Raw genomic sequence first — 19863 nt, forward strand, 5'->3', positions numbered from 1 at the left:
CAATGAAACAGCTAAAGATAAAAACGGCGATAGCGGCTTTGGCCACTTTGATGCTGGCATCGACGGCAAGCGCTAAAGACGTCACCATTGGTTATCAGGGGATGTTTAATCCATGGAAACACGCGATTAACGAAAAATTGGTGGAAAAAGAGACTGGCTATACCATCAAATGGCGTCGCTTTGACTCGGGCGCGAAAGCAATGACGGCAATGGCTTCGGGTGCTTTGGATATTGCATCCGCGGGCTCCAGCCCCATCGCCAGTGCCGTGAGCCGAGGCGTTGATATAGAACTGATTTGGATTTTAGAAAATATCGCAGATGCGGAAGCCTTAGTGGTTCGCGATGGATCGGGAATTAATGCACCTTCAGATCTAAAAGGTAAACGGATTGCAGTGCCATTTGTATCTACGACTCACTTCCATGCCTTGTTTGCTCTAGAGCAATTTGGCTTAAGCGAAAAAGATGTTCGGCTGATTAATATGCAACCCAACTCGATTGCCGCAGCTTGGCAGCGAGGTGATATTGATGGTGCCTTTATTTGGGATCCAGCTCTGGGAAAAATTAAACAAAGCGGTAAGGTGTTGATTACTTCTGCAACTTTAAGCGCTTGGGGAAAACCGACCTTCGACGGCCTCGTGGCAAATAAAGAGTTCGCCGCGGCAAACCCTGATTTTGTCAGCAAAATGATTAAGGTTGTTGCAGATTTAGATGCCGATTATCGAGAGCATAAAACCAGCTTTGATGCCTCCAACCCAATCGCACAATCGATCGCTAAAATCAGTGGTGGCGATGTGAACACGGTGGCCGAAGTATTAGACCTATACGAGTTTCCAGACATGAAAACCCAGCTTTCTTGCAGTTGGTTAGGTTGTGGTGCCGAGGGTGGTGCCAGTAAGTCGCTCAAATCAACTTCTGAGTTTTTGAAAGAGCAAAAGAAAATTAATGACCTCATGCCAGACTATAGCAAGTTTGTGAATCCCTCATTTGCCGCTGCTGCCGCAAAAATGTAAGCCGAACAGGTGAGTGATACAGGAGACTTAAAATGAATACGCTGGAAATTCACGATGTATCGGTAGTCTATCCTGCAGCCCAAGGCGGTGATCCGGTTACCGCCTTATCTGAGGTGAACTTAAACATTGAGCAAGGTGATTTTGTGGTTGCGCTGGGTGCATCGGGGTGCGGCAAAACCACCTTACTCAATTTGATCGCTGGTTTTATTTCGCCGACAAAGGGCTACTTAACGCTGGGAGACAGTGTGATAGAGGGCTATCCCAGGGTGGCCTGTGGTTTGGATATTGGGGATGAAATTGTCGGGCCTGGGGCTGACCGCGGTGTGGTTTTTCAAAAACACGCACTGTTGCCGTGGTTGAATGTGATTGAAAACACCGAGTTTGGCTTAAAACTGCAAGGTGTAGACAAACAACAGCGCCGCGAGCGCGCTGCCAGCTATTTAAAATTGGTGGGCCTGGAAGATTTTCATCAGCACAAGGTTTATCAGCTTTCCGGCGGGATGCAGCAACGGGTGGGGATCGCCCGAGCGCTGACCAATAACCCAGAAATGCTGTTACTCGATGAGCCCTTAGGTGCCTTGGACGCCTTAACGCGAGAGTCTTTGCAAGAACTGTTGTTAGACGTATGGCGCGAAACCAACAAAATGATGTTTTTTATTACCCATAGCGTAGATGAGGCCTTGCTGTTGGCGACGCGTTTAATTGTGATGTCGCCTCGTCCCGGGCGAATTACCCATGAGTTTAAAATCGATTTCAATCAACAATTTTTAGCTTGTCGGGATGCCCGCAAGGTGAAATCGAGCGCCGCCTTTATTGCCATGCGAGAACAGGTACTAGCGATTATTCATGGCGATGAAGCAGCCGTTGCCTAAGGAGCAGATTATGACCACAAATACCATTGACGCCAGCCATCTGAACCAAGCTGAGTCGGAACGCCCGTCGGCGGACTATATTGCGGTGCCTGCTCACCAGAAGCAGCTTACCCCGCTGGCCCAAAAAGTACTACATACCACACAGCAAATCGGAGCCAGCAAAGCGGTCCCGAGTGGTGAGTACTTTGGCACCCCTGGTGCTGGAGACAGTAAGCTCATCGCGCTGTGTTCTACTTTATTCTGTCTTGGCTTGTGGGCCTTGGTCACCGAAGCTGGCATGATCAAACCGATGTTTTTACCTTCCCCTTTCGACGTATTAGCGCGCTTATGGGATGTGTTAATTGACGGCTTTGCAGGGGCTACGCTGGCAGAGCATTTAGGGGCGAGCTTAAGTCGGATCTTCGGCGCGTTTTTGTTAGCCAGTTTGATTGGGATCCCACTTGGGGTGGCCATTGGCTGTAGTCGAGTGATTCGTGGCATGTTTGATCCCTTGATTGAGTTTTATCGACCGCTGCCTCCTTTAGCTTACTTACCACTGGTGATCATTTGGTTGGGGATTGATGAAGCGAGTAAAGTCACGCTGATCTTTCTGGCGATGTTGGCACCAATCGTTCTGAGTGCTCGTTCAGGGGTGAGTTCGGTGCGAATCGAACAAATTCAAGTGGCTTATTCAATGGGGGCAAGCCGCTGGCAGGTGGTGACGCAAGTGATCGCCAAAGGCGCACTGCCAGATATTATGACCGGTATGCGGATCGCGATTGGTTTTGGTTGGACGACGCTGGTGGCTGCAGAAATGGTTGCCGCCGAGCGAGGTATCGGCTTTATGGTGCTGAACGCATCTGAGTTTTTAGTGACCGACGTGGTGATTGCTGGCATCGTGGTGATTGGGATCATTGCCTATTGTTTTGATCTGATGATGCGCTTCCTCGAAAGTAAATTGATCCCATGGAAGGGTTATAACTAAATACTGATGTAGCGTAAAGATTTAGCTTTGACATGTTGTTTGCCCGGTTCGCCGGGCTTTTTTATATCTGGGGCCTGTACTGAGGGCCAATATAAGGGCAAATATTATCAGCCCCAACCAGAGGCTTTTTAGGCGTGATATATCGATTGAGCTGTGAGCGAAAGGCGGTTGCTTGATTAAATGTTCTTGAGTGGGTATTTGAAGTTTGACCATGGGCGTTGGGCGTTGCATCGTAATAAAGTTATATCCGGTTTGTGCTGCGGTGTTTATTCTGAACTCAAGTTAATTTTACAGTTTCATATTAACGACACATTTGTGAGTTAGTACTTTGTTTTTCAAAGAAAAGGTGCATACTGTGCAGCTTGAAAATAAATTGAAGAGGTTAAAAATCGTCATGTCTATCGACTCGACAATTCTAGGCTATTTCGCTGCATTTTGTACTACCTGTGCTTTCATTCCACAGGTGATCCATACTTGGAAGACCAGAGATACCAGTTCGATATCGCTCGGTATGTATGCGCTGTTCGTATTAGGCGTTTTCTTATGGTTGGTTTATGGCATTTTACTCGAAGATTTACCGATTATTATTGCTAATATCATCACTTTCACCCTCGCATCGGCAATTTTGTTGTTGAAAGTGAAAGATTCTTTCGGCAAATAAATCGCAAGTATTGCAGGAAGAGCTTGGTTGTCGATTATTTCCAGTTAAATTCACCATTAAGTGTATTGCATTCCAGCAACGAGTTCTCGGCATCGTCGATATATATTTGTTGCTCAGAGGAAACTGGGTAGCTTAAATAGGCCGAGCATTCGGCACTTTGGCCGTTACCGACCACCACTTTTGTCTGCGGCTTTAAAGTGCAGCGAACCAATTTGTCGAGCGGGGACCATTGGTAACAGATCTCATAGTCGGCGCGGTATTTTGCGATTTCCCCAGAGGGTTGCTGAAACGCCCACCATTGGCCAAATTGACTATTGGGGTTGGTGCTGTTCCATGCTCGATAAACGGTGACTTGAGTGGCAAGCTTACTTCGATAAACTTGTCCCTGACACAGTTTCCCTTGGTTTGGCTTGCCTAAAGCTTGATTTAACAGTTGCTGATCATCAATCACTTCGAATTGGTCTTGCATATCTGCGGGTAGCGCTACACTACCGAGGCATTTGGGCTCTGCTTTGGCGAGGCTTGGTGATTTAATGGTTGTGCTGCTGCAGGCCATTAGCAAGCTGATTAGCAGACTGAAGAATAGGTTTTTCATAGGCGCTTCTGATAGAAAACATAACTTACAATGATTGTAGACCTTTAGTGAATATATTCTAAATATCTAAGTTGAATGCTTGAGACAGGCCACACAAGCTTTGCTTTGTCCGCGCACTAAGCGAAATATAGAGGCGAAGGCTTAGATTTTTGAGGGCGGATTAACCGCCATTTTAAGTTATATATTTCAATTAATTACTAAACCAATCAAAAACGGCTGGAAAAATGAAGTGAGAAGGTTTTAACTGGCGATAATGATCCTAGACAATAAACTAGAAGGAAGCACGATGGCAGAGCAGTATACCCCTCCAACAGTTTGGACGATGGACAATGAAAATGGTGGTAAGTGGGCGAGTGTGAATCGACCGGATTCGGGAGCCCGGCATCAACAGGACCTACCGGTAGGGGAGCATCCCTTGCAGTTGTATTCGATGGGAACGCCAAATGGGCAAAAAGTGACCATTATGCTCGAAGAACTATTGGCGCTGGGCGTGACGGAAGCTGAGTATGACGCTTACTTGATTAACATTGGTGAGGGCGATCAGTTCTCATCAGGTTTTGTCGAGGTGAATCCTAATTCGAAGATCCCGGCCTTGGTGGATCGCTCCGGTGAGACCCCCATTTCAGTATTTGAATCGGGCGCCATCTTACTTTATTTAGCCGAAAAATTTGGCTGCTTGCTGCCCAAACAGCCAGCGGCTAAAGCGGAAGTTTTAAACTGGCTATTCTGGCTGCAAGGTAGCGCACCGTATCTAGGTGGTGGATTTGGACACTTTTATGCATATGCGCCAGAGAAGTTTGAATACCCGATCAATCGCTTCTCGATGGAAGCGAAACGTCAGTTAGATGTGCTGGATAAGCGTTTGGCTCACAATAAATTTATAGCGGGTGAAGAATACACTATCGCAGATATCGCGATTTGGACTTGGTACGGCAACTTGGCACTGGGCAAACTTTATGATGCTGCTGAATTTTTAGATGTAGGCTCTTATCCCCATGTTGTTGCTTGGGCGCAAACCATCGCCGCTCGTGAAGCCGTTCAACGTGGACGTATTGTGAATCGTTCGTCTGGTGAAGCTGGTGAATTCCTTGCCGAGCGCCATAGTGCGGCAGACATCGATCAAGCCTTAAGCAAGCGCTAAATAGACGTTGCTGCTCCCTATTGAGGGGGCAGCCGTTGCCGTTTGTTTCGCGACACTTAAGCGACGGCGCGTTCCGGCCTTAATATATCTTCTCTACTGAAGCACCCATGCCGAGTAAGGCGACTAGCACCATCACCGGTAGGGCGATATGTTTAAAGCTGCGTGGCGGCCAACGATTAAACGCCGTTTGGCCGATCTTTACGGCCAGCATGGTCGGTAATAGCAATATGCCTATGTGGCTAAGTACCTGCCAATTAAACACTCCGCTCACGATTAAGCCCAGCACCGATAACAGCTCGCTCACGATAAAAAACAAAATCATGGTGGCGCGTTGTGTTTGTGGTTTGAGTGGACTCGACAGCATATAACACACCACCATTGGTCCCCCGACCGAAGCGCTGGCGGTGCCTGCACCGGATAGAAAACCAAATAGGACTGCAGTTAAGGGTTTATCCATGTGGGGGAAGCGAATGTTGCAGGCAAGGAATAACGAAAATAGCAAAATGAATACACAAATTGACAGTTTGAGCAATTCTGCTGGCAGTAAAATCAGTAGACCTAAGCCCAGCGGGATCCCCAGTAAAGAGCCGAACATTAGTTTTTTTAAACTCGAATAATCCGCCTGTCGTCGCGCCTGAGACCACAGGCTCAAACTGCACAATAAATCCAGCGACAAAATCACAGGTACACTCTGCTGAGGGGTAAAAAACAGATTCATACCAATGATGGCGATCGCAGCAAAACCAAACCCAGTGAAGCCTCGAACGAAGGCTGCCAGCATGACCACCGGTACCATTAAGCCAATACTGTCCATGCTCACTCCCTAGAGCAAAAGCTTGAGTTTGCCTGCTTTGAAGTTCTTACTATAGGGCCAATGAAACTAAGTGTTAGGCCAGTGTGCTCCCAATAATTTGTTCTTTTTGTCTGGCTCCATGGATTCGAATTGCTGGTCCTAAGCATTGCTGTGTTGCCGAGTTAAGGTCTGTTCATGTTTTATGTCAGTCATTCGTCTCAGGGAGTAGCGATATGTCATTAGTTAATGCCGCGGCCATCGAGCAAGATCGTCAACATGTTTGGCATCACCTTAGCCAGCACAGCGTGTTAGCAACTCAAGATCCAATGGTCATGGTGAAGGGGCAAGGTTCGCGCGTATGGGACGCCAAAGGAAATAGCTACTTAGATGCTTCTGCGGGGGGCGTATGGTGCGTGAACGTAGGTTATGGACGTAGTTCCATCGCTGAGGCGATTAGTCAACAGCTCACCCAACTTAATTTTTTTGCCAGCACCGCAGGCACGATCCCAGCAGCTGAATTTGCCGAAAAACTGTTAGCTAAAATGCCCGGTATGAGCCGCGTTTATTACGCCAGTTCAGGTTCTGAGGCTAACGAAAAAGCCTTTAAGATCGTGCGCCAGATAGCCCATCGAAAATATGGCGGTAAGAAGCATAAGATCCTTTATCGTGAACGCGATTACCATGGGTCAACCATTGCAACCTTAAGTGCCACCGGTCAGGAAGAGCGGCGCATGCAATATGGCCCCTTTGTACCTGGTTTTGTCGAATTTCCGCATTGCTGTGAATATCGGAGTCAGTTTGGCGAGGTGAAAGACTACGGGGTGTTGGCCGCCAAAGAGCTTGAAAAAGTTATACTGCGGGAGGGACCGGATACCGTGGGCGCGGTGATTTTAGAGCCGATTACTGCTGGTGGTGGGGTGATTACTCCGCCTGAAGGTTATTGGCCAAGCATCATGGAAATTTGTAAAAAATATGATGTATTACTGCACATTGATGAAGTGGTTTGCGGTTTAGGTCGTACTGGCGAGTGGTTTGGTTATCAGCATTATGGCATCAAACCTGACATCGTTACTCTGGCGAAGGGGGTTGCCTCGAGTTATGCCGCAATTTCCTGCACCGTGACTACCGAACAAGTTTTCAATGAGTTTATTGCCGACAGCAGCGATCGTGATGCTTATTTTCGCGATATTAGTACCTTTGCCGGTTGTACCGCAGGCCCTGCCGCGGCATTAGAAAATATGCGCATTCTTGAGCAAGAAGAATTGGTGCATAACAGTAAGGTTATGGGCGACTATTTGCTGGCTCAACTCAAGCACTTGCAGAGCAAACATGGGATCATTGGCGATGTGCGGGGTAAGGGTTTATTACTGGGTATTGAACTGGTCAGTGATCGCGATTCGAAAACTCCGGTCGACGAGAGCGTGGCGGTAAAAATTGCGGCGATGTGCATGGCAAAAGGTCTGATCATTGGTCGCACCAACCGTAGCTTCACAAGTTTTAATAATACCCTGTGTTTGTGTCCGGTGCTCACTTTGAGCCAACAAGAAGCAGACTTCATCGTGTCGACTCTCGATCAAGTGTTCGCTGAAATTGCCCGATAATTTGGTCGCAAGAACATTTTTGGCCAGAAACCTGTGACTTGATGGAGCCAAAGCACGCTGCTGTTTTATCAGCAGGGTGCTAGTTTGCTTTGTTTATCGCAGTGTGACTGCTCTTTACGCGAAAAACTTGTTTCGATCGCGGCTCTCATATCCTTGAACGATAAACGTTTAATTGCCTCGCACCTATCAATCTAATAGGTATTAGCCATTTCACAGCCTCCTCCCTGCCAACTATAGTTAGAACTAATCGGTCATTTAAATGGCCAAACAAGGAGGTCTTATGCAAAACCTAACTATTAAAAATTATATGAAAACTCAATTCTTGAGTTTAAAGCTGAAACAAAGCATTAGTGACGTGAGTGAAAAACTGATTGTGTCACAACAAATCGGTGCCCCAGTGGTAGATGAACAAAATCATTTATTGGGTTGGGTTTCCGAGCAGGATTGTGTGGCGCAAATGCTGCAAGCAGGCTACTACTGTGAGCAGAGTGCGTTGGTCGAAGACATCATGAATCGAGATGTGTTGAGCGTGAGCCCTGCTGAAAGTGTTTTAGATCTGGCCAAGCAAATGCTGGAGAACAAACCCAAAAATTATCCGGTGGTGGAAGCTGGCAAGTTAATTGGTTTAATCGATCGCAAAGCAGTGTTAGTGGCGCTGCAGCATCACCAACAGCAATGTTTTGTTGATCGGAAATAGTAGACGTGAATGTTATGTGGACATTGGTAAACTCGTTTTTAGCGCTGATTTGAATTGTCTAAACGAATGATTGAATGGCGATGATTGTTATCTATCTGCATGATAAATAGGTATAAAAATCATATAACAGCGAACTGAATAATCACCTTTATGTGGTATTTAGAGGATTGAATTTTACGGTTTGAACCGTGATTTTTGTGAACTTTTTCCGAAATAAAATTTGGATACACGGAGGTTTGAGTTCACTGAAAATTTTAGTTTCAGTGAATAAACAAGTTCAATAAATTGCACTCAAATACAAATGATAATTGATCTCATTTGTATTTGGGTGCAGAATACGGCCACTATTTATGGTTTGCCGTGATTTTGTTGTATGAAATGGATGTCTGTATTTTTGCTTTTGCTCGGTGTCGTAGTGGAGCACTCTAGTTATGCTGCTGATGATTTTTCCTGGTTAAAAGCTGAACCTCATAATGAAGCTTCGGTTAGAGCCTACCTTGAACAACAAAATCGCTCCGCTCAACTAACGCTAAACCCCTTAAAACCTTTGCAGCAATCCTTGATCGCGCAGTGGCAGAATGCTGCATCAGCTAAAGCTGAAAGTCCTTGGTTAATTCGAGGTGATGACGAACTCAATCAAATTTGGTTGAATGGTGAGCGGGTGATTGCTCGGCGTAAGCGAAACAGCCAGTCTCAAAGCATATTATTGAATATCGAACAGCGGGCTGCAAAACATGATTATTATCGCTTAGCCAATTGGTCACTCAGCCCCGATGGAAAACACCTTGCCTTGGCTGAAGACGTCGTGGGCGATGAAAACTACCGTATCGTTGTGATTAATCTAGCTCAATCGACGGCTCTGCAAGTGGCAATCAAGAGTGAAACCGCTTTGTTATGGGGACGCGATAGTCGTCGCTTATATACGATTGAACACCTGAGTACAGAGCCTGCTGGAGTGGCTCTCTACGAGCACTTTCTTGATACTGGACGGTCTCAACTAAAGTTGATGGAGTCCGATCCTCAGTGGATCTTGTCAGCCTATGTGGCAAGTGATCCGGAATATGCGGTCATCCAGCTAAATAATGAGGTGATGTCGGAGCAGCGACTACTCAACCTCGTTACAGGAGCGCTGTTAGAGCCTATTCGGCCACGCCAAAATGGTATTGAGTATTACGCTAATGTGGTGCATGGCAAGCTCTATATTAACAGCAACCATACCGGCAATTTTGGTTTATACCAAAGTGCCTTAGGTGCATCACAATGGCAAGTCGTATATATCCCCAAATCGTCAGCAGAACTGAAGCATTTCTATCTCTTTGCCGCAGGCATCCTGATCCACGAACACGAGCAGGGGCGGGATCAGTTAGTCATTATTGGCTATGACAAAGCGGAGCCTCTGCACTTAGCGATGGCTCCGGAGGGGGCCGTTGGTTGGATTAGTCGCGTCGGTGATTTTAACAGCAATATTGTCCATATTCGAAGTATGTCAATGATTCAGCCCGCGAAGTGGGAGCGTCTTCATATTGGTAATGCTCAACGTTCGTTGATTAGTGAAGATGCCTATCCGGGGTTTCAGCAATCAGCCTACCGAACGGAGCAAATTAGTATTCAGTCGGGCTCGGTGCGCGTCCCAGTTACGCTGGCTTACAAAAGCAGCATGCTACATCGGCAATCACCGGTTTTGTTATATGGCTATGGTGCTTATGGTTTTACGATGCGGCCGTATTTTATGTCGCAAATCATCTCGTTATTGGATAAAGGCTTTATTTACGCGATTGCTCACGTACGGGGCGGTGGCTATTACGGAGAGGCATGGCATTCCGCAGGTAAAGGGGTCAATAAACCTGCTGGTATCGCCGACTTTGTTGCGGCGGCTAAGACTTTGCAGAGTTTTAAACAAGGACAACGGAAAATAGCAGCAATGGGATCCAGTGCCGGCGGAACGCTGATCGCGGCGGCAGTTAATCAACATCCTGAGTACTTTTCAGCGGTAAGCCTCAATGTGCCTTTTGTGGATGTGGTGGCGAGTATGTCTGACGCTTCACAGCCTTTGACGGCACAGCAATATCATGAATGGGGTAATCCCAGGCAGGCTAATGAACTGGCGGTTATGGCTGATTATGATCCGGTGAATAACGTTGGGGCGTTGGATTATCCTGCCACGATGGTGCGAGTGGGCTGGCATGACAGCCGAGTACCGTATTGGGAGGGGGCTAAATACCTTTCTTTGTTAGCTGCGCGCAGCCAAGGCCGCGGCCCCTATTTATTATTAACCGACTTTCAAAGCGGACATGCTATGGACCGGCGCCAGGCGTTGGCCCAGCAGGCCATGGACTACGCATTTTTGATCCACTACTTACTACCATCTGAGCAAACGGAGTTGTAAATGAAACCGTCTCGACTAAGCATGATTGTGTTAAGCGCAATTGTTGCTGGCTTTGTGCACGCCGAATCTGACATCGCCCCCTTAGAAACCATCGTTGTGGTTGCCAACAAGTACGAAGAAGATCTTTCAAAAACGGCTGGCAGCGTGGCGGTGATTAACAATGATGATATGCGTAAGGCGGGGGCGACAGAATTATATGATGTGCTAAATCAGGAGCCGGGGATTAGCGTCACGGGAGGCGCTGGTCGGCCCCAGAACATTGCTATCCGAGGCATGGTGGGGAATCGAGTTGCGATTGTGAAAGATGGTATTGCTACATCAGATGGATTTGGGGCAGATGACTTAAATGACAGCGCTGGACGAAATTCTTTCGATGTCGCCACGCTAAAACAAATTCAAGTGGTAAAAGGGGCGAGCTCAACCAGCTATGGTTCCGGTGCAATCGGAGGGGTGGTTATTCTCAAATCTTACAGTCCGGAAGACTATTTAGGAGATGAGGACTTTTATACTGATATAGCAACAACTTATAGCGGGATTAGTCATAAATATCGAGTGGCTTCTAATTTGGCTTTTCGGGTCGGTGATACCAGTAGTCTGATTTCGGGCGCTTATTGGACCGGTGAAGAAACACGAAACTATCAACAAGACTTATATCAGCGAGATCTTGAAGGCGTTAGTTTTGAATATAGCGTGCATCATGATGTAAGCGACCAGTTGTTGTTGAAAGCGAAAGCTGAGATTTACCGTGAGCAAATGAATACCCGCGAGGGCACTGCATCGGTGCAGGCCGATGGGGCTTGGGACATTGTTGATTATACCGAGCAAGATACTACGACCACTTATCTCGCATGGCTAGGTGCTGAGTACCAAGCCTCCAAGGCGTGGATGGATGACCTAGAGACCAAGCTATATTATCGGGTCAGCGAATTTGATGAAGATACAAATCGCCTGATGGACCGCAACAATAACGGGATTAGAGAACTACGTCGTGAGTTGGATCAACGTGAGTTTAACGACCAATTGTTGGGATGGTCCATTGATCTGAATAAAGAACTGTACAGCGGTAGTCTCAGCCATGTGCTTGTCTACGGTGCCGTCGCAGAAACGGCGTATCATGATCGTCCTACTCATGATGCCCGTTCTGATTGGAATGGTTCGACTTCCACTGCATCGACTCCTTTTGCTCCTGCTCGTAGTTATTCTCTTGGTATGTACCTACAAGACTCTATCTCCTTGAATGCATGGACCAGCATGATTGGACTGCGTTTTGATGCGCATCAGTTGACGGCTGACGATAGTTCAGCGATCCAATTTGATGGCCTTCGAGATAATCGCAGTAGTGAGCTGTCGCCGAGTTTTTCGCTCGCCTATCAATTTACCCCTGAGTTAAATAGTTATATCAGTTATAAGCACGGTTATCGGGCGCCAGAATACGACAAAACCTACGGCTATATCAGTCATGAGTTCGTGCCGATTACACCTTTTGTTGTATTGCCTAACTTTGAGTTGAAAGCGGAAACCAGCGATAGCTTTGAACTTGGAAGTAAGTTCGACAATGGCGTATTACGCGTGTACGCGGCGGTGTTCTATAACCAATTCGAAAATTTCATCAGTGTTGTCGACGCAGGCTTTAATGCGTCTAGCGGATTGTTTGAGAAACGCTATGAAAACCTCAGTGGCGTGAATACATATGGTGCCGAGCTCTCTACTTTATATGCCTTGAATCAAGCTTGGAGCTTGTCAGGCGCAGTTGGATGGGTCAACGGGAAAAACGACGAGGGTGAATATGTTCGTGCCATTACCCCCCTGGAAGGAAATTTATCGCTGAGTTTTGAGCAGGGCATATTTGACGCTTACAGCCGGATTAACTGGGCTGACGCGATGGATCGGACTCCGAGCTGTTCCAATGCGTTCGGCCTCGTAAGCCAGTGTGCAGAAACAACGGCTTGGTATTCTTTGGATCTCGGGCTTGGGATCGCATTGAGTCAAGATCTTTCGCTGAATCTAAATGTGATTAATTTACTCGATCGAGAATATACCCGTTATCAGGATGTTGCTGGTGTAGGCGTTTCGCAGACCAAATATTCCACTCAGCCTGGGCGCTATTTTACCGTCAATGCGCGCTATGTATTTTAAGGAGAGAGCATGAAACGGTTAATATTTCTGGTGTTATTTGGAACGCCTCTTGGTGTTTTGGGCGGCCAGTGGGATTATCCAGCAAGCAATAACGTGGTGCTTGATCAGCAAGAAGCGAAACGTTATGTAGAGTCCCATTATCCAACGATTGGTAAGCTTAGCCTCCGTTATCAGAGCGAAAGTCGCTTGGGCCATCAGTATAATTTTAACATCACGCTGGATGGGGAATATAAACCCCAGCGAACTATCGTGGTGCATAGTGATCATTCAGGCTTAGTCCAGAGAGTTTTTAAAAGTTTAGATGATACGATTTTGCGTGATGGCGTTGCCTCAGTGGCGGGCGAACTGGAGCACGCTCGGCGTTTGAAAGCCGATGCGCCACCGGCTCTGGATTCTGGCGTTATTGTTGAGGCTAATATTGAGGTTGTCGATCCGGATCTACGAACCATGGATCGCTTGCCTGCCCCAGAGCAGGTTTGGCAGCAGGTCTCTGATTACCCTCTGGCACCACATTTGGTCACTCGACAAGTTGAGCTATTAAATAGTGGTGGCAAATATTACTTGTCTAATAGTCGAGTCTCAGAGGTTGATGCCGAGTACTTAGAAGTGCAGGATCCACAAACTTTAGAGTGGTCTCAAAGCGATAGCGCTTCGTTTTTCGCAAAAGAAGAGATCAGCCAATTTTCACAACTCGCTGATATACAGACGCTGCAGTTTGCTAGCCCTCAATTCACCCAGTTGATGGCTTTTTATCAACTTGATCAATCCATACAGTATCTCGAATCCTTGGGTTATCACCTTTTCTCTGGGCCCATTCGTTTTGATGCCAGAGGCTTAGGTGATAACAACTCTAGTTATTTTATGGGGCCCAAAGCGGTGATGTTTGGACTGGGGGGCGGCTCACCAGATGCACTCGATGCTGATGTCGTGGTGCATGAATTGGGTCATGCAATCCATTATCACATTGTTCCAGATTGGGGTTATGGGCACAGTGGTGCGATGGCGGAAGGCTTTGCGGACTATTGGGCGGGTTCTAATAGTTATCGCAAGCTTTACCAGCAAGGAAGTGATTTTGAAATAGATACACTGTTTAACTGGGATGGCTACTTTGGAAATAAAATTTCAACCCGTAGTTTGTGGAATCAACGCGCGCGTTATTTTGAGCAAAGCGAGTACCGTGCTCACGAAAGTGTAGCTGGCGAATTGGGGGATGAACTTTGGTCAAGCCCTTTGTTTCAAACCTTAAAACAAGGGGTGGAACTTTATGGTGAGGTGGCCTTTGAAGAAGTCGACCGTTTAGTTCTGGAATCCATGTATGGCATGGGCCGTGGCATGAAGATGCATGATCTTGTGGAAAGCATGTTGTATGTGGCCAAGCAACTTTATCCAGAACGTGTTTACCACACGCTGCTACAAGATAACTTTGTAGCGCATGGTTTAGTCAAAGAGCCATTTCGCATAGAAATGGATAGTCGCTACGTCACGCCTGCTGCTCCTTTGGCGATACGTCTTTTTAGTCAGGGAAGAGAAGCAAGTGTCGCGGGTAGAATTGAAACGTCTACTGGGGTTTCTCAGCGGCTTCAATCAGATAAATTTACCCAACTTTCAACCGAGCTAAGTCTTACTGACTCCGCTACTTGTGGCGAGTCATTCAAACTTAACACTCAATTATCTTATCAGTATGACACGACGCTAAAATCACTTGATTGGTCTCACTCATCTGCTCTGGTTTTTGGGCTCCCCGAACTCAATCAGCCAACGAGGCTGCAACAATCATTGATTCCTGATGCAACGCTTTCTGACTCGGGTGCCTTGAATTACGGTTTTAAGAGTTTCAATTTCATCATTACCGATGACGACGCCTTGGCGGCTGATGAGCTGGGTATTTACCTTAAGTTGCAACACAGTCAGTTCTCTGACTTAGAAATTACACTGGTTGCACCTTCGGGGAAACGTCAAATTCTTATGCAGCCGACTCGTTACTCATCACCATCGCGAACTTTTTATTGGGTTGCGAAACACGATCCGATTATTCAGGCTTTTTCTGCAGAGCGCATGGCTGGCACTTGGCGCTTAGAGTTAACGGACTATGTGCCTGAAAATACAGGGTACTTGCTTGAGTGGGCCGTTGGACGTGTCAAACAATATAACTGTACCACCGAGACCGATTCAACAGGGGCTGGCGATAACGCGACGAATACTTCAAGTGCTGGGGGGGCCGTTTCATGGAGTTCTCTAGTGATTGGATTGGTTTTGCTGTGGCGTCGTCATTTTTTTCAATCTAAATCAAATAAAAGAACTTAAGTCTATGCAAACAAAATTATCTATAGCTGCTGCTGTTCTGCTCATAAGCGGATGTGGTGGCTCGGACGGAGGCTCCGATATCAGTGCTCCCACTTATCAGGTCTCAGGAACGATCACTGCGCTGGCTGCGCAGGGGGACGAAAAGGTCTGTGCCGATCTGAATGGCGATTTTCTTTGTGCCGCGAATGAACCCAGCGCAATCAGCAGTAATGGTAGCTTTTCCATTAGCAGTACTAATAAGGCCATTCTAGACGCGCCTTTGGTTGTTGAATTGGATACAGGGGTGACAGCAACATCACATACGCTCAAGGTCAATGCACAAAGTGTTGGGGCAAATGCGCTGCTGGTCGCGCCTGGACAAAGAAAAGCGAGTGGTAATCAGATTAATGCAATCACCACTCTCGTTGCTGCAAAGGTAGCGAGCGGAGCAGTCTTGTCTGATGCGATCGAGCATGTCAAGCAACAGCTTCATGCGATGGGACTCTCAGCAACGGATGAGTTGCTTAATGAAGGAAGTGATAGCGAGTATGCACAATTAGAGCAAAACTTATTGCTGGTGATTTCTGCCATGGATAAGTCGCAACCTGACACGCAGCTTGGGGTATTGAGTTCCAATTTGTCGGATTATCAAGCCCTGCTATTGGCGGGTGCTCCGTCAGATAATGCGGTATCTCAATTACTTGCAGAGTTGAGTTACGGCACCCGTCAGCAAGATCTTAATGATACCGGGCTGCAGACCTATTTCAGCGATGGTGGTGATACCACAAATGCTCCAGTTGATTATCCCGGTCAAGATGCTGATTTTGGTCATGATAGTCTCAATGACGGATTTCATTTTACTAAGTTAGATGAGAATGGTGCGGCTTTACCATCGACTGCAGCGCAGTGGTCTTGTGTGAGAGACGAACGCAGCGGCTTGATATGGGAGAACAAAACGGATGAGCCATCCTCACCTCAATTTAAGGATCGACTATTTGTTTACCAAGTGAGAGGTACCTTTGAACCTTACAGTGAAGATTTAGCGGCCATCAGCTGTGAGGATGGCATTTGCTCAACTGAAGATTATGTTGAGTATTTAAATGAGCAGAAGGTTTGTGGCTTAGAGCATTGGCGTTTACCCAAATTTGCTGAATTTTATGACTTAATTGATTTTGGCGAATCAGAGCAGGATGAATTGGGTGATGTTTATGGGCTGACGCGTGCTTACTTTCCGCGACAAAGTATTGCCAGTGACCTCGCAGCGGGGGAAGTTTGGACTTCTGATGAATTCTTTACCGAGTATGAAGATATCAAAATTCCGGGCAGTCGCTATATTTTAGCCGCAATGACTCGCGGTATCTATCGAGGAACGACCTATCCAGTTGCTATTTACAGTGATCAGACCGAACCCGATCTTTGGACGTCTTATCAATTACCTATTCGATTAGTATCAAAAGTGGAGTCAAACTAATGAGATGCTTGCAACTTGGTGTATTACTGCTGTTGGTGCCTATGCTTGGAATGGCGGCTCAAGAATGTTCTTCAACGATGTCGAAAACAGCGCCCAATGTCCGCTATCAATTTAATGCGAATGGAACTGTGAGTGATCGAAGTACCGGTTTAACTTGGATGCGCTGCCCGCTGGGAAAAACCTGGAGCAGCACCGAACAGCGCTGTGAGGGAGAAGGACAAGCAATGTTTTGGCAGGCTGCCTTGAATGATGTACAGGCGATTAATAACAGCCCAAATCATGCCCTGTATCATTTCGCTGATAAAGCGAATTGGCGCATGCCCAATATTAAAGAATTGGTTACTTTGGCTGAACGTTCATGCCGGAACCCTGCTTTAAATGGAAAAGCCTTCGCCAACGCTTTTCCTTATTCAACCAATCAGGAAAGCTATGGTGCTGGTGATATTAGAGCCTATGTTTGGAGTAACACTCATGTTCAGCTTTCGAGTGAAATTTTCACATTTGATGTCCGTAATGCCGAGATTATTTCATTCGGCCCGACTGTGATTCAAGGCAGTGTATTGTTGGTGAGCGATAACTGATTTGATCAAGTGCGATGAATCAATCCTCGGCTTTGGCTGGGGATTTTTTATGTGGGAAAGCATATGGTAGCGGCTTTTATCCGCGGCGTATCGCTCCTTCTACGCCTTGTGACAATATCTTTCGAGGCTTAATCATTCAAAGTGGCTATGCCTGTTTTGAGGGCGCACTTTTATCAGGCCGACAACGTACCAAGATCCCCTTCGTTTTTTTAATTATGAGATGCCTCAGGATAGTCTTATCAGGCCGACAACGTACCAAGATCTCCTTCGTTTTTTTTAATTATGAGATGCTTCAAGGACAGTCACCGATAAATACGTCTACTATGTAACTAGTTAATAGTGTCGGGATGTTTATGGGATTAGCGATTGTACGTACTTGTGCCTTATTGGGGATGGAGGCTCTAGATGTCACGGTAGAAGTGCATTTAGCCAACGGCTTACCGGCGTTTAATATTGTTGGTTTACCGGAAACTTCGGTCAAAGAAGCTAAAGATCGAGTGCGTAGTGCGATATTAAATAGCGGCTTTTCATTTCCTGCTAAGAGAATTACCGTTAACTTAGCGCCAGCCGATGTGCCGAAAAGTGGCGGTCGTTTCGACTTGCCGATTGCCATTGGTATTTTAGCCGCCGCGGCCGAAGTTCCTTTAGCCTGCCTCGAGGAAATGGCCTTTTGTGGTGAGTTGGCGTTATCGGGGGCGATCCGCCCTGTGAGCGGAGCGATTGCCACCGCGCTATCGATGAGTGAGCAAGGGTTCACGTTGGTGACCGGAGAACAAGACGCGCAAGCGGCAGCGCGAGTGCCGGATTCCAAGGTACATGCCAGTGCCAGTTTGCAAGCCTTGAGTGCCACGCTGAATGGCCAACAGGCCTTTGTGCTGCAAATGGCCAGTCCTGAAGAACCGAGTCAAGCCAATAATTTATTAGACATGAGCGAGGTACAGGGTCAGCATCTGGCCAAGCGCGCACTCGAATTGGCCGCCGCGGGAGCACACAATTTGTTGATGCTGGGTCCCCCAGGGACCGGAAAAACCATGTTAGCCAGTCGCTTGCCGGGTATTTTGCCTCGCTTAACTGAGCAGCAGGCGATTGAAGTGGCGGCGATTGCTTCGGTAAGCTCTCAGCAGCGCGAATTGGGGCAATGGTATGTTCCGCCGTTTCGCAGCCCTCATCATAGTGCCTCGATGGTCGCCTTGGTGGGTGGCGGTTCCAATCCTCGGCCCGGTGAGATAACCCTGGCGCACCAAGGCGTTTTATTTTTAGATGAACTACCGGAGTTTTCTCGGGCCACCCTCGATGCTCTGCGCCAGCCGCTGGAGTCCGGTGAAGTGCACATTTCACGCGCTGCTTTGCAGGTGCGTTTTCCTGCTCAGTTTCAATTGATCGCAGCGATGAATCCCTCGCCCTGTGGTTATTATCAGGGACAGCAGTTGCGCAGTAACCCCGATCAGATCTTGAAATACCTTGGTAAGTTGTCGGGGCCATTTTTAGATCGTTTTGATTTGAGTGTGGAAGTCACGGCACTGCCGCAGGGCACCCTTTCCAAACATGCAACTGGCGAGTCTAGTGAGCAGATCAAACAGCGGGTGAGTAGGGCAAGGCAGCTGCAAATGTGTCGAGCGGGTAAACTCAACAGCCAACTAAGCGGTAAAGAGCTGCATCGTGATGCTGAGTTAAATCCAGCCAATAGCGAGTTTTTGGAACAGAGCATTAGCCAACTAGGCTTGTCGGCACGGGCCTTCCATCGAGTATGGCGCTTAGCCAGAACCATTGCTGATCTGAAACAGCAAGCAGATATTCAGCGTCAAGATTTAGTAGAGGCCTTGAGTTATCGGGCCATGGATCGTTTGCTGCATCGTTTGTCTAACTAAGCGGATTTTGCTTTGAGCCAAGTGCGGCCTAGCTCTCATTTTTACTGACGGACTGATGATTTACTGTTGGTCGAGATAAGATAGCAATGATTTGGCTGGTAATTGTATTGTAACTCGCGTTCAATTTGTTGATGTTCAAGGAAATTAGCTGCATGTGTAATCGTAGCTGTGATTGTTTTTATGTGACGATTGCTTGAGCTTACTTGTTCATCGGTGCGGGTCAATAAGCGAATATCAAAATGCTGCTAATTAAGAATTTCTGCGGTTCAGTATGACCTCTAGTATTGATGGCGCTTTCAATGAGGAAGATGAGTAGATGATGAAATGGATGCTGATAGGCATTTCTCTATTATTTGGCAGTGCTAATGCAGAAGGCCTTCGGGTGTGGTTGCAAACCGGCAATGACTCTCAGTGGATGGAAATGAGTGATTTACAAGTTCAAAGCTCCGACGGCAGCCTCAAGCAGCGCATGCTGGCACTTGATGTTGACGGTAAACCCATCTACTTATCGTTGAGTGAACTGGCTTTTATTCAAGCTGCCAATCGCTACTACTATGTGTCAAATCAATATGTTGCCATTACGCATAGCGGCCTGAGCTTTAAGCTGCCAGCTCCTGAGCAAGCCAAGGGATTATTTGTCGCCAGAAATAGCTACGGTGGTTATACCAGCTTCGATTATTCGGCGCTGCGCAGAATTATTTTTTCCAAGTAGTTTTCTTTCAAGAGGGACCGAGCGGTTTGGCTAACAATTGCCAAAGCCATTCTTCTCTCGTCGTGTTTTTCTGGCACAATACAGGCTGCCTA

Annotated in this window: 16 protein-coding genes; 14 read left to right on the forward strand and 2 right to left on the reverse strand. The window is 47.0% G+C overall.

What is annotated here, in order from left to right; translation table 11 throughout:
* Positions 1-2: 2 nt before the first annotated feature.
* The 4 genes from tauA to ACRRSY_RS01990 all read left to right on the forward strand — a co-directional run bounded on the left by tauA (position 3) and on the right by ACRRSY_RS01990 (position 3507).
* On the forward strand, positions 3-1010 hold the full coding sequence (gene tauA / locus ACRRSY_RS01975) for a taurine ABC transporter substrate-binding protein (RefSeq protein WP_432464276.1): 1008 nt from the start codon (positions 3-5) through the stop codon (positions 1008-1010).
* A 32-nt stretch (positions 1011-1042) separates the two neighbouring features.
* Positions 1043-1882, forward strand: coding sequence for a taurine ABC transporter ATP-binding protein (locus ACRRSY_RS01980; protein WP_432460737.1), 840 nt, complete (start codon positions 1043-1045; stop codon positions 1880-1882).
* A 10-nt stretch (positions 1883-1892) separates the two neighbouring features.
* Positions 1893-2846, forward strand: a complete 954-nt coding sequence (locus ACRRSY_RS01985) for an ABC transporter permease subunit (protein WP_432464277.1) — start codon at positions 1893-1895, stop codon at positions 2844-2846.
* Positions 2847-3240: 394 nt separating this feature from the next.
* A complete protein-coding gene (locus tag ACRRSY_RS01990; protein ID WP_432454862.1) occupies positions 3241-3507 on the forward strand; it encodes a SemiSWEET transporter in 267 nt (88 codons plus the stop codon).
* A gap of 34 nt (positions 3508-3541) precedes the next feature.
* Here ACRRSY_RS01990 and ACRRSY_RS01995 read toward each other — a convergent pair whose 3' ends face one another.
* Complete coding sequence (locus ACRRSY_RS01995; protein ID WP_432464278.1) at positions 3542-4102, reverse strand: hypothetical protein; 561 nt, start codon at positions 4100-4102, stop codon at positions 3542-3544.
* A 286-nt stretch (positions 4103-4388) separates the two neighbouring features.
* On the opposite strand from ACRRSY_RS01995, the gene yghU reads away from it, so the two are divergent.
* A complete protein-coding gene (yghU, locus tag ACRRSY_RS02000) occupies positions 4389-5243 on the forward strand; it encodes a glutathione-dependent disulfide-bond oxidoreductase (RefSeq protein ID WP_432454860.1) in 855 nt (284 codons plus the stop codon).
* Between the two features lie 79 nt (positions 5244-5322).
* Here the strand turns inward: yghU and ACRRSY_RS02005 are convergent, their stop codons facing one another.
* Positions 5323-6057: a sulfite exporter TauE/SafE family protein gene (locus ACRRSY_RS02005; RefSeq protein WP_432454859.1), complete on the reverse strand. Its 735-nt coding sequence runs from the start codon at positions 6055-6057 to the stop codon at positions 5323-5325.
* A 212-nt stretch (positions 6058-6269) separates the two neighbouring features.
* Between ACRRSY_RS02005 and ACRRSY_RS02010 the strand changes: the two genes are divergently transcribed.
* The 9 genes from ACRRSY_RS02010 (at position 6270) to ACRRSY_RS02050 (ending at position 19771) form a co-directional block, all read left to right on the forward strand.
* Positions 6270-7637, forward strand: coding sequence for an aspartate aminotransferase family protein (locus ACRRSY_RS02010; RefSeq protein WP_432454858.1), 1368 nt, complete (start codon positions 6270-6272; stop codon positions 7635-7637).
* 280 nt (positions 7638-7917) lie between these two features.
* Complete coding sequence (locus tag ACRRSY_RS02015; RefSeq protein ID WP_432454857.1) at positions 7918-8334, forward strand: CBS domain-containing protein; 417 nt, start codon at positions 7918-7920, stop codon at positions 8332-8334.
* A gap of 382 nt (positions 8335-8716) precedes the next feature.
* A complete protein-coding gene (locus tag ACRRSY_RS02020) occupies positions 8717-10720 on the forward strand; it encodes a prolyl oligopeptidase family serine peptidase (RefSeq protein ID WP_432464279.1) in 2004 nt (667 codons plus the stop codon).
* Positions 10721-12856, forward strand: coding sequence for a TonB-dependent hemoglobin/transferrin/lactoferrin family receptor (locus tag ACRRSY_RS02025; protein WP_432454855.1), 2136 nt, complete (start codon positions 10721-10723; stop codon positions 12854-12856).
* 9 nt (positions 12857-12865) lie between these two features.
* The gene (locus tag ACRRSY_RS02030) at positions 12866-15160 is read left to right on the forward strand and encodes a proprotein convertase P-domain-containing protein (RefSeq protein WP_432464280.1); all 2295 of its coding nucleotides are present in this window, start codon (positions 12866-12868) and stop codon (positions 15158-15160) included.
* 4 nt (positions 15161-15164) lie between these two features.
* Positions 15165-16610: an Lcl domain-containing protein gene (locus ACRRSY_RS02035; RefSeq protein ID WP_432464281.1), complete on the forward strand. Its 1446-nt coding sequence runs from the start codon at positions 15165-15167 to the stop codon at positions 16608-16610.
* Entirely contained in the window at positions 16610-17191 is a 582-nt protein-coding gene (locus ACRRSY_RS02040) for a DUF1566 domain-containing protein (protein ID WP_432454852.1), read from the forward strand. Before ACRRSY_RS02035 ends, ACRRSY_RS02040 begins: the two co-directional genes overlap by 1 nt.
* Before the next feature lie 353 nt (positions 17192-17544).
* Positions 17545-19059, forward strand: coding sequence for a YifB family Mg chelatase-like AAA ATPase (locus ACRRSY_RS02045; RefSeq protein ID WP_432464282.1), 1515 nt, complete (start codon positions 17545-17547; stop codon positions 19057-19059).
* A gap of 316 nt (positions 19060-19375) precedes the next feature.
* The gene (locus ACRRSY_RS02050) at positions 19376-19771 is read left to right on the forward strand and encodes a hypothetical protein (protein ID WP_432460742.1); all 396 of its coding nucleotides are present in this window, start codon (positions 19376-19378) and stop codon (positions 19769-19771) included.
* The last annotated feature ends 92 nt before the right edge of the window (positions 19772-19863 follow it).

Origin of the sequence: Agarivorans sp. QJM3NY_33 (genome assembly GCF_050870865.2) — a bacterium.
Classification (GTDB): Bacteria; Pseudomonadota; Gammaproteobacteria; order Enterobacterales; family Celerinatantimonadaceae; genus Agarivorans.

Bases quoted from the DNA above. Each gene is read 5' to 3' on its own strand.
- ACRRSY_RS02040 (WP_432454852.1), top strand. From the start codon at position 16,610: ATGAGATGCTTGCAACTTGGTGTATTACTGCTGTTGGTGCCTATGCTT.
- yghU (WP_432454860.1), top strand. From the start codon at position 4,389: ATGGCAGAGCAGTATACCCCTCCAACAGTTTGGACGATGGACAATGAA.
- ACRRSY_RS02030 (WP_432464280.1), top strand. From the start codon at position 12,866: ATGAAACGGTTAATATTTCTGGTGTTATTTGGAACGCCTCTTGGTGTT.
- ACRRSY_RS02050 (WP_432460742.1), top strand. From the start codon at position 19,376: ATGATGAAATGGATGCTGATAGGCATTTCTCTATTATTTGGCAGTGCT.
- ACRRSY_RS01990 (WP_432454862.1), top strand. From the start codon at position 3,241: ATGTCTATCGACTCGACAATTCTAGGCTATTTCGCTGCATTTTGTACT.
- ACRRSY_RS02025 (WP_432454855.1), top strand. From the start codon at position 10,721: ATGAAACCGTCTCGACTAAGCATGATTGTGTTAAGCGCAATTGTTGCT.
- ACRRSY_RS01985 (WP_432464277.1), top strand. From the start codon at position 1,893: ATGACCACAAATACCATTGACGCCAGCCATCTGAACCAAGCTGAGTCG.
- ACRRSY_RS02035 (WP_432464281.1), top strand. From the start codon at position 15,165: ATGCAAACAAAATTATCTATAGCTGCTGCTGTTCTGCTCATAAGCGGA.
- ACRRSY_RS02020 (WP_432464279.1), top strand. From the start codon at position 8,717: ATGTCTGTATTTTTGCTTTTGCTCGGTGTCGTAGTGGAGCACTCTAGT.
- ACRRSY_RS02005 (WP_432454859.1), bottom strand. From the start codon at position 6,057: ATGGACAGTATTGGCTTAATGGTACCGGTGGTCATGCTGGCAGCCTTC.
- ACRRSY_RS01980 (WP_432460737.1), top strand. From the start codon at position 1,043: ATGAATACGCTGGAAATTCACGATGTATCGGTAGTCTATCCTGCAGCC.
- ACRRSY_RS02045 (WP_432464282.1), top strand. From the start codon at position 17,545: ATGGGATTAGCGATTGTACGTACTTGTGCCTTATTGGGGATGGAGGCT.
- tauA (WP_432464276.1), top strand. From the start codon at position 3: ATGAAACAGCTAAAGATAAAAACGGCGATAGCGGCTTTGGCCACTTTG.
- ACRRSY_RS02010 (WP_432454858.1), top strand. From the start codon at position 6,270: ATGTCATTAGTTAATGCCGCGGCCATCGAGCAAGATCGTCAACATGTT.
- ACRRSY_RS01995 (WP_432464278.1), bottom strand. From the start codon at position 4,102: ATGAAAAACCTATTCTTCAGTCTGCTAATCAGCTTGCTAATGGCCTGC.
- ACRRSY_RS02015 (WP_432454857.1), top strand. From the start codon at position 7,918: ATGCAAAACCTAACTATTAAAAATTATATGAAAACTCAATTCTTGAGT.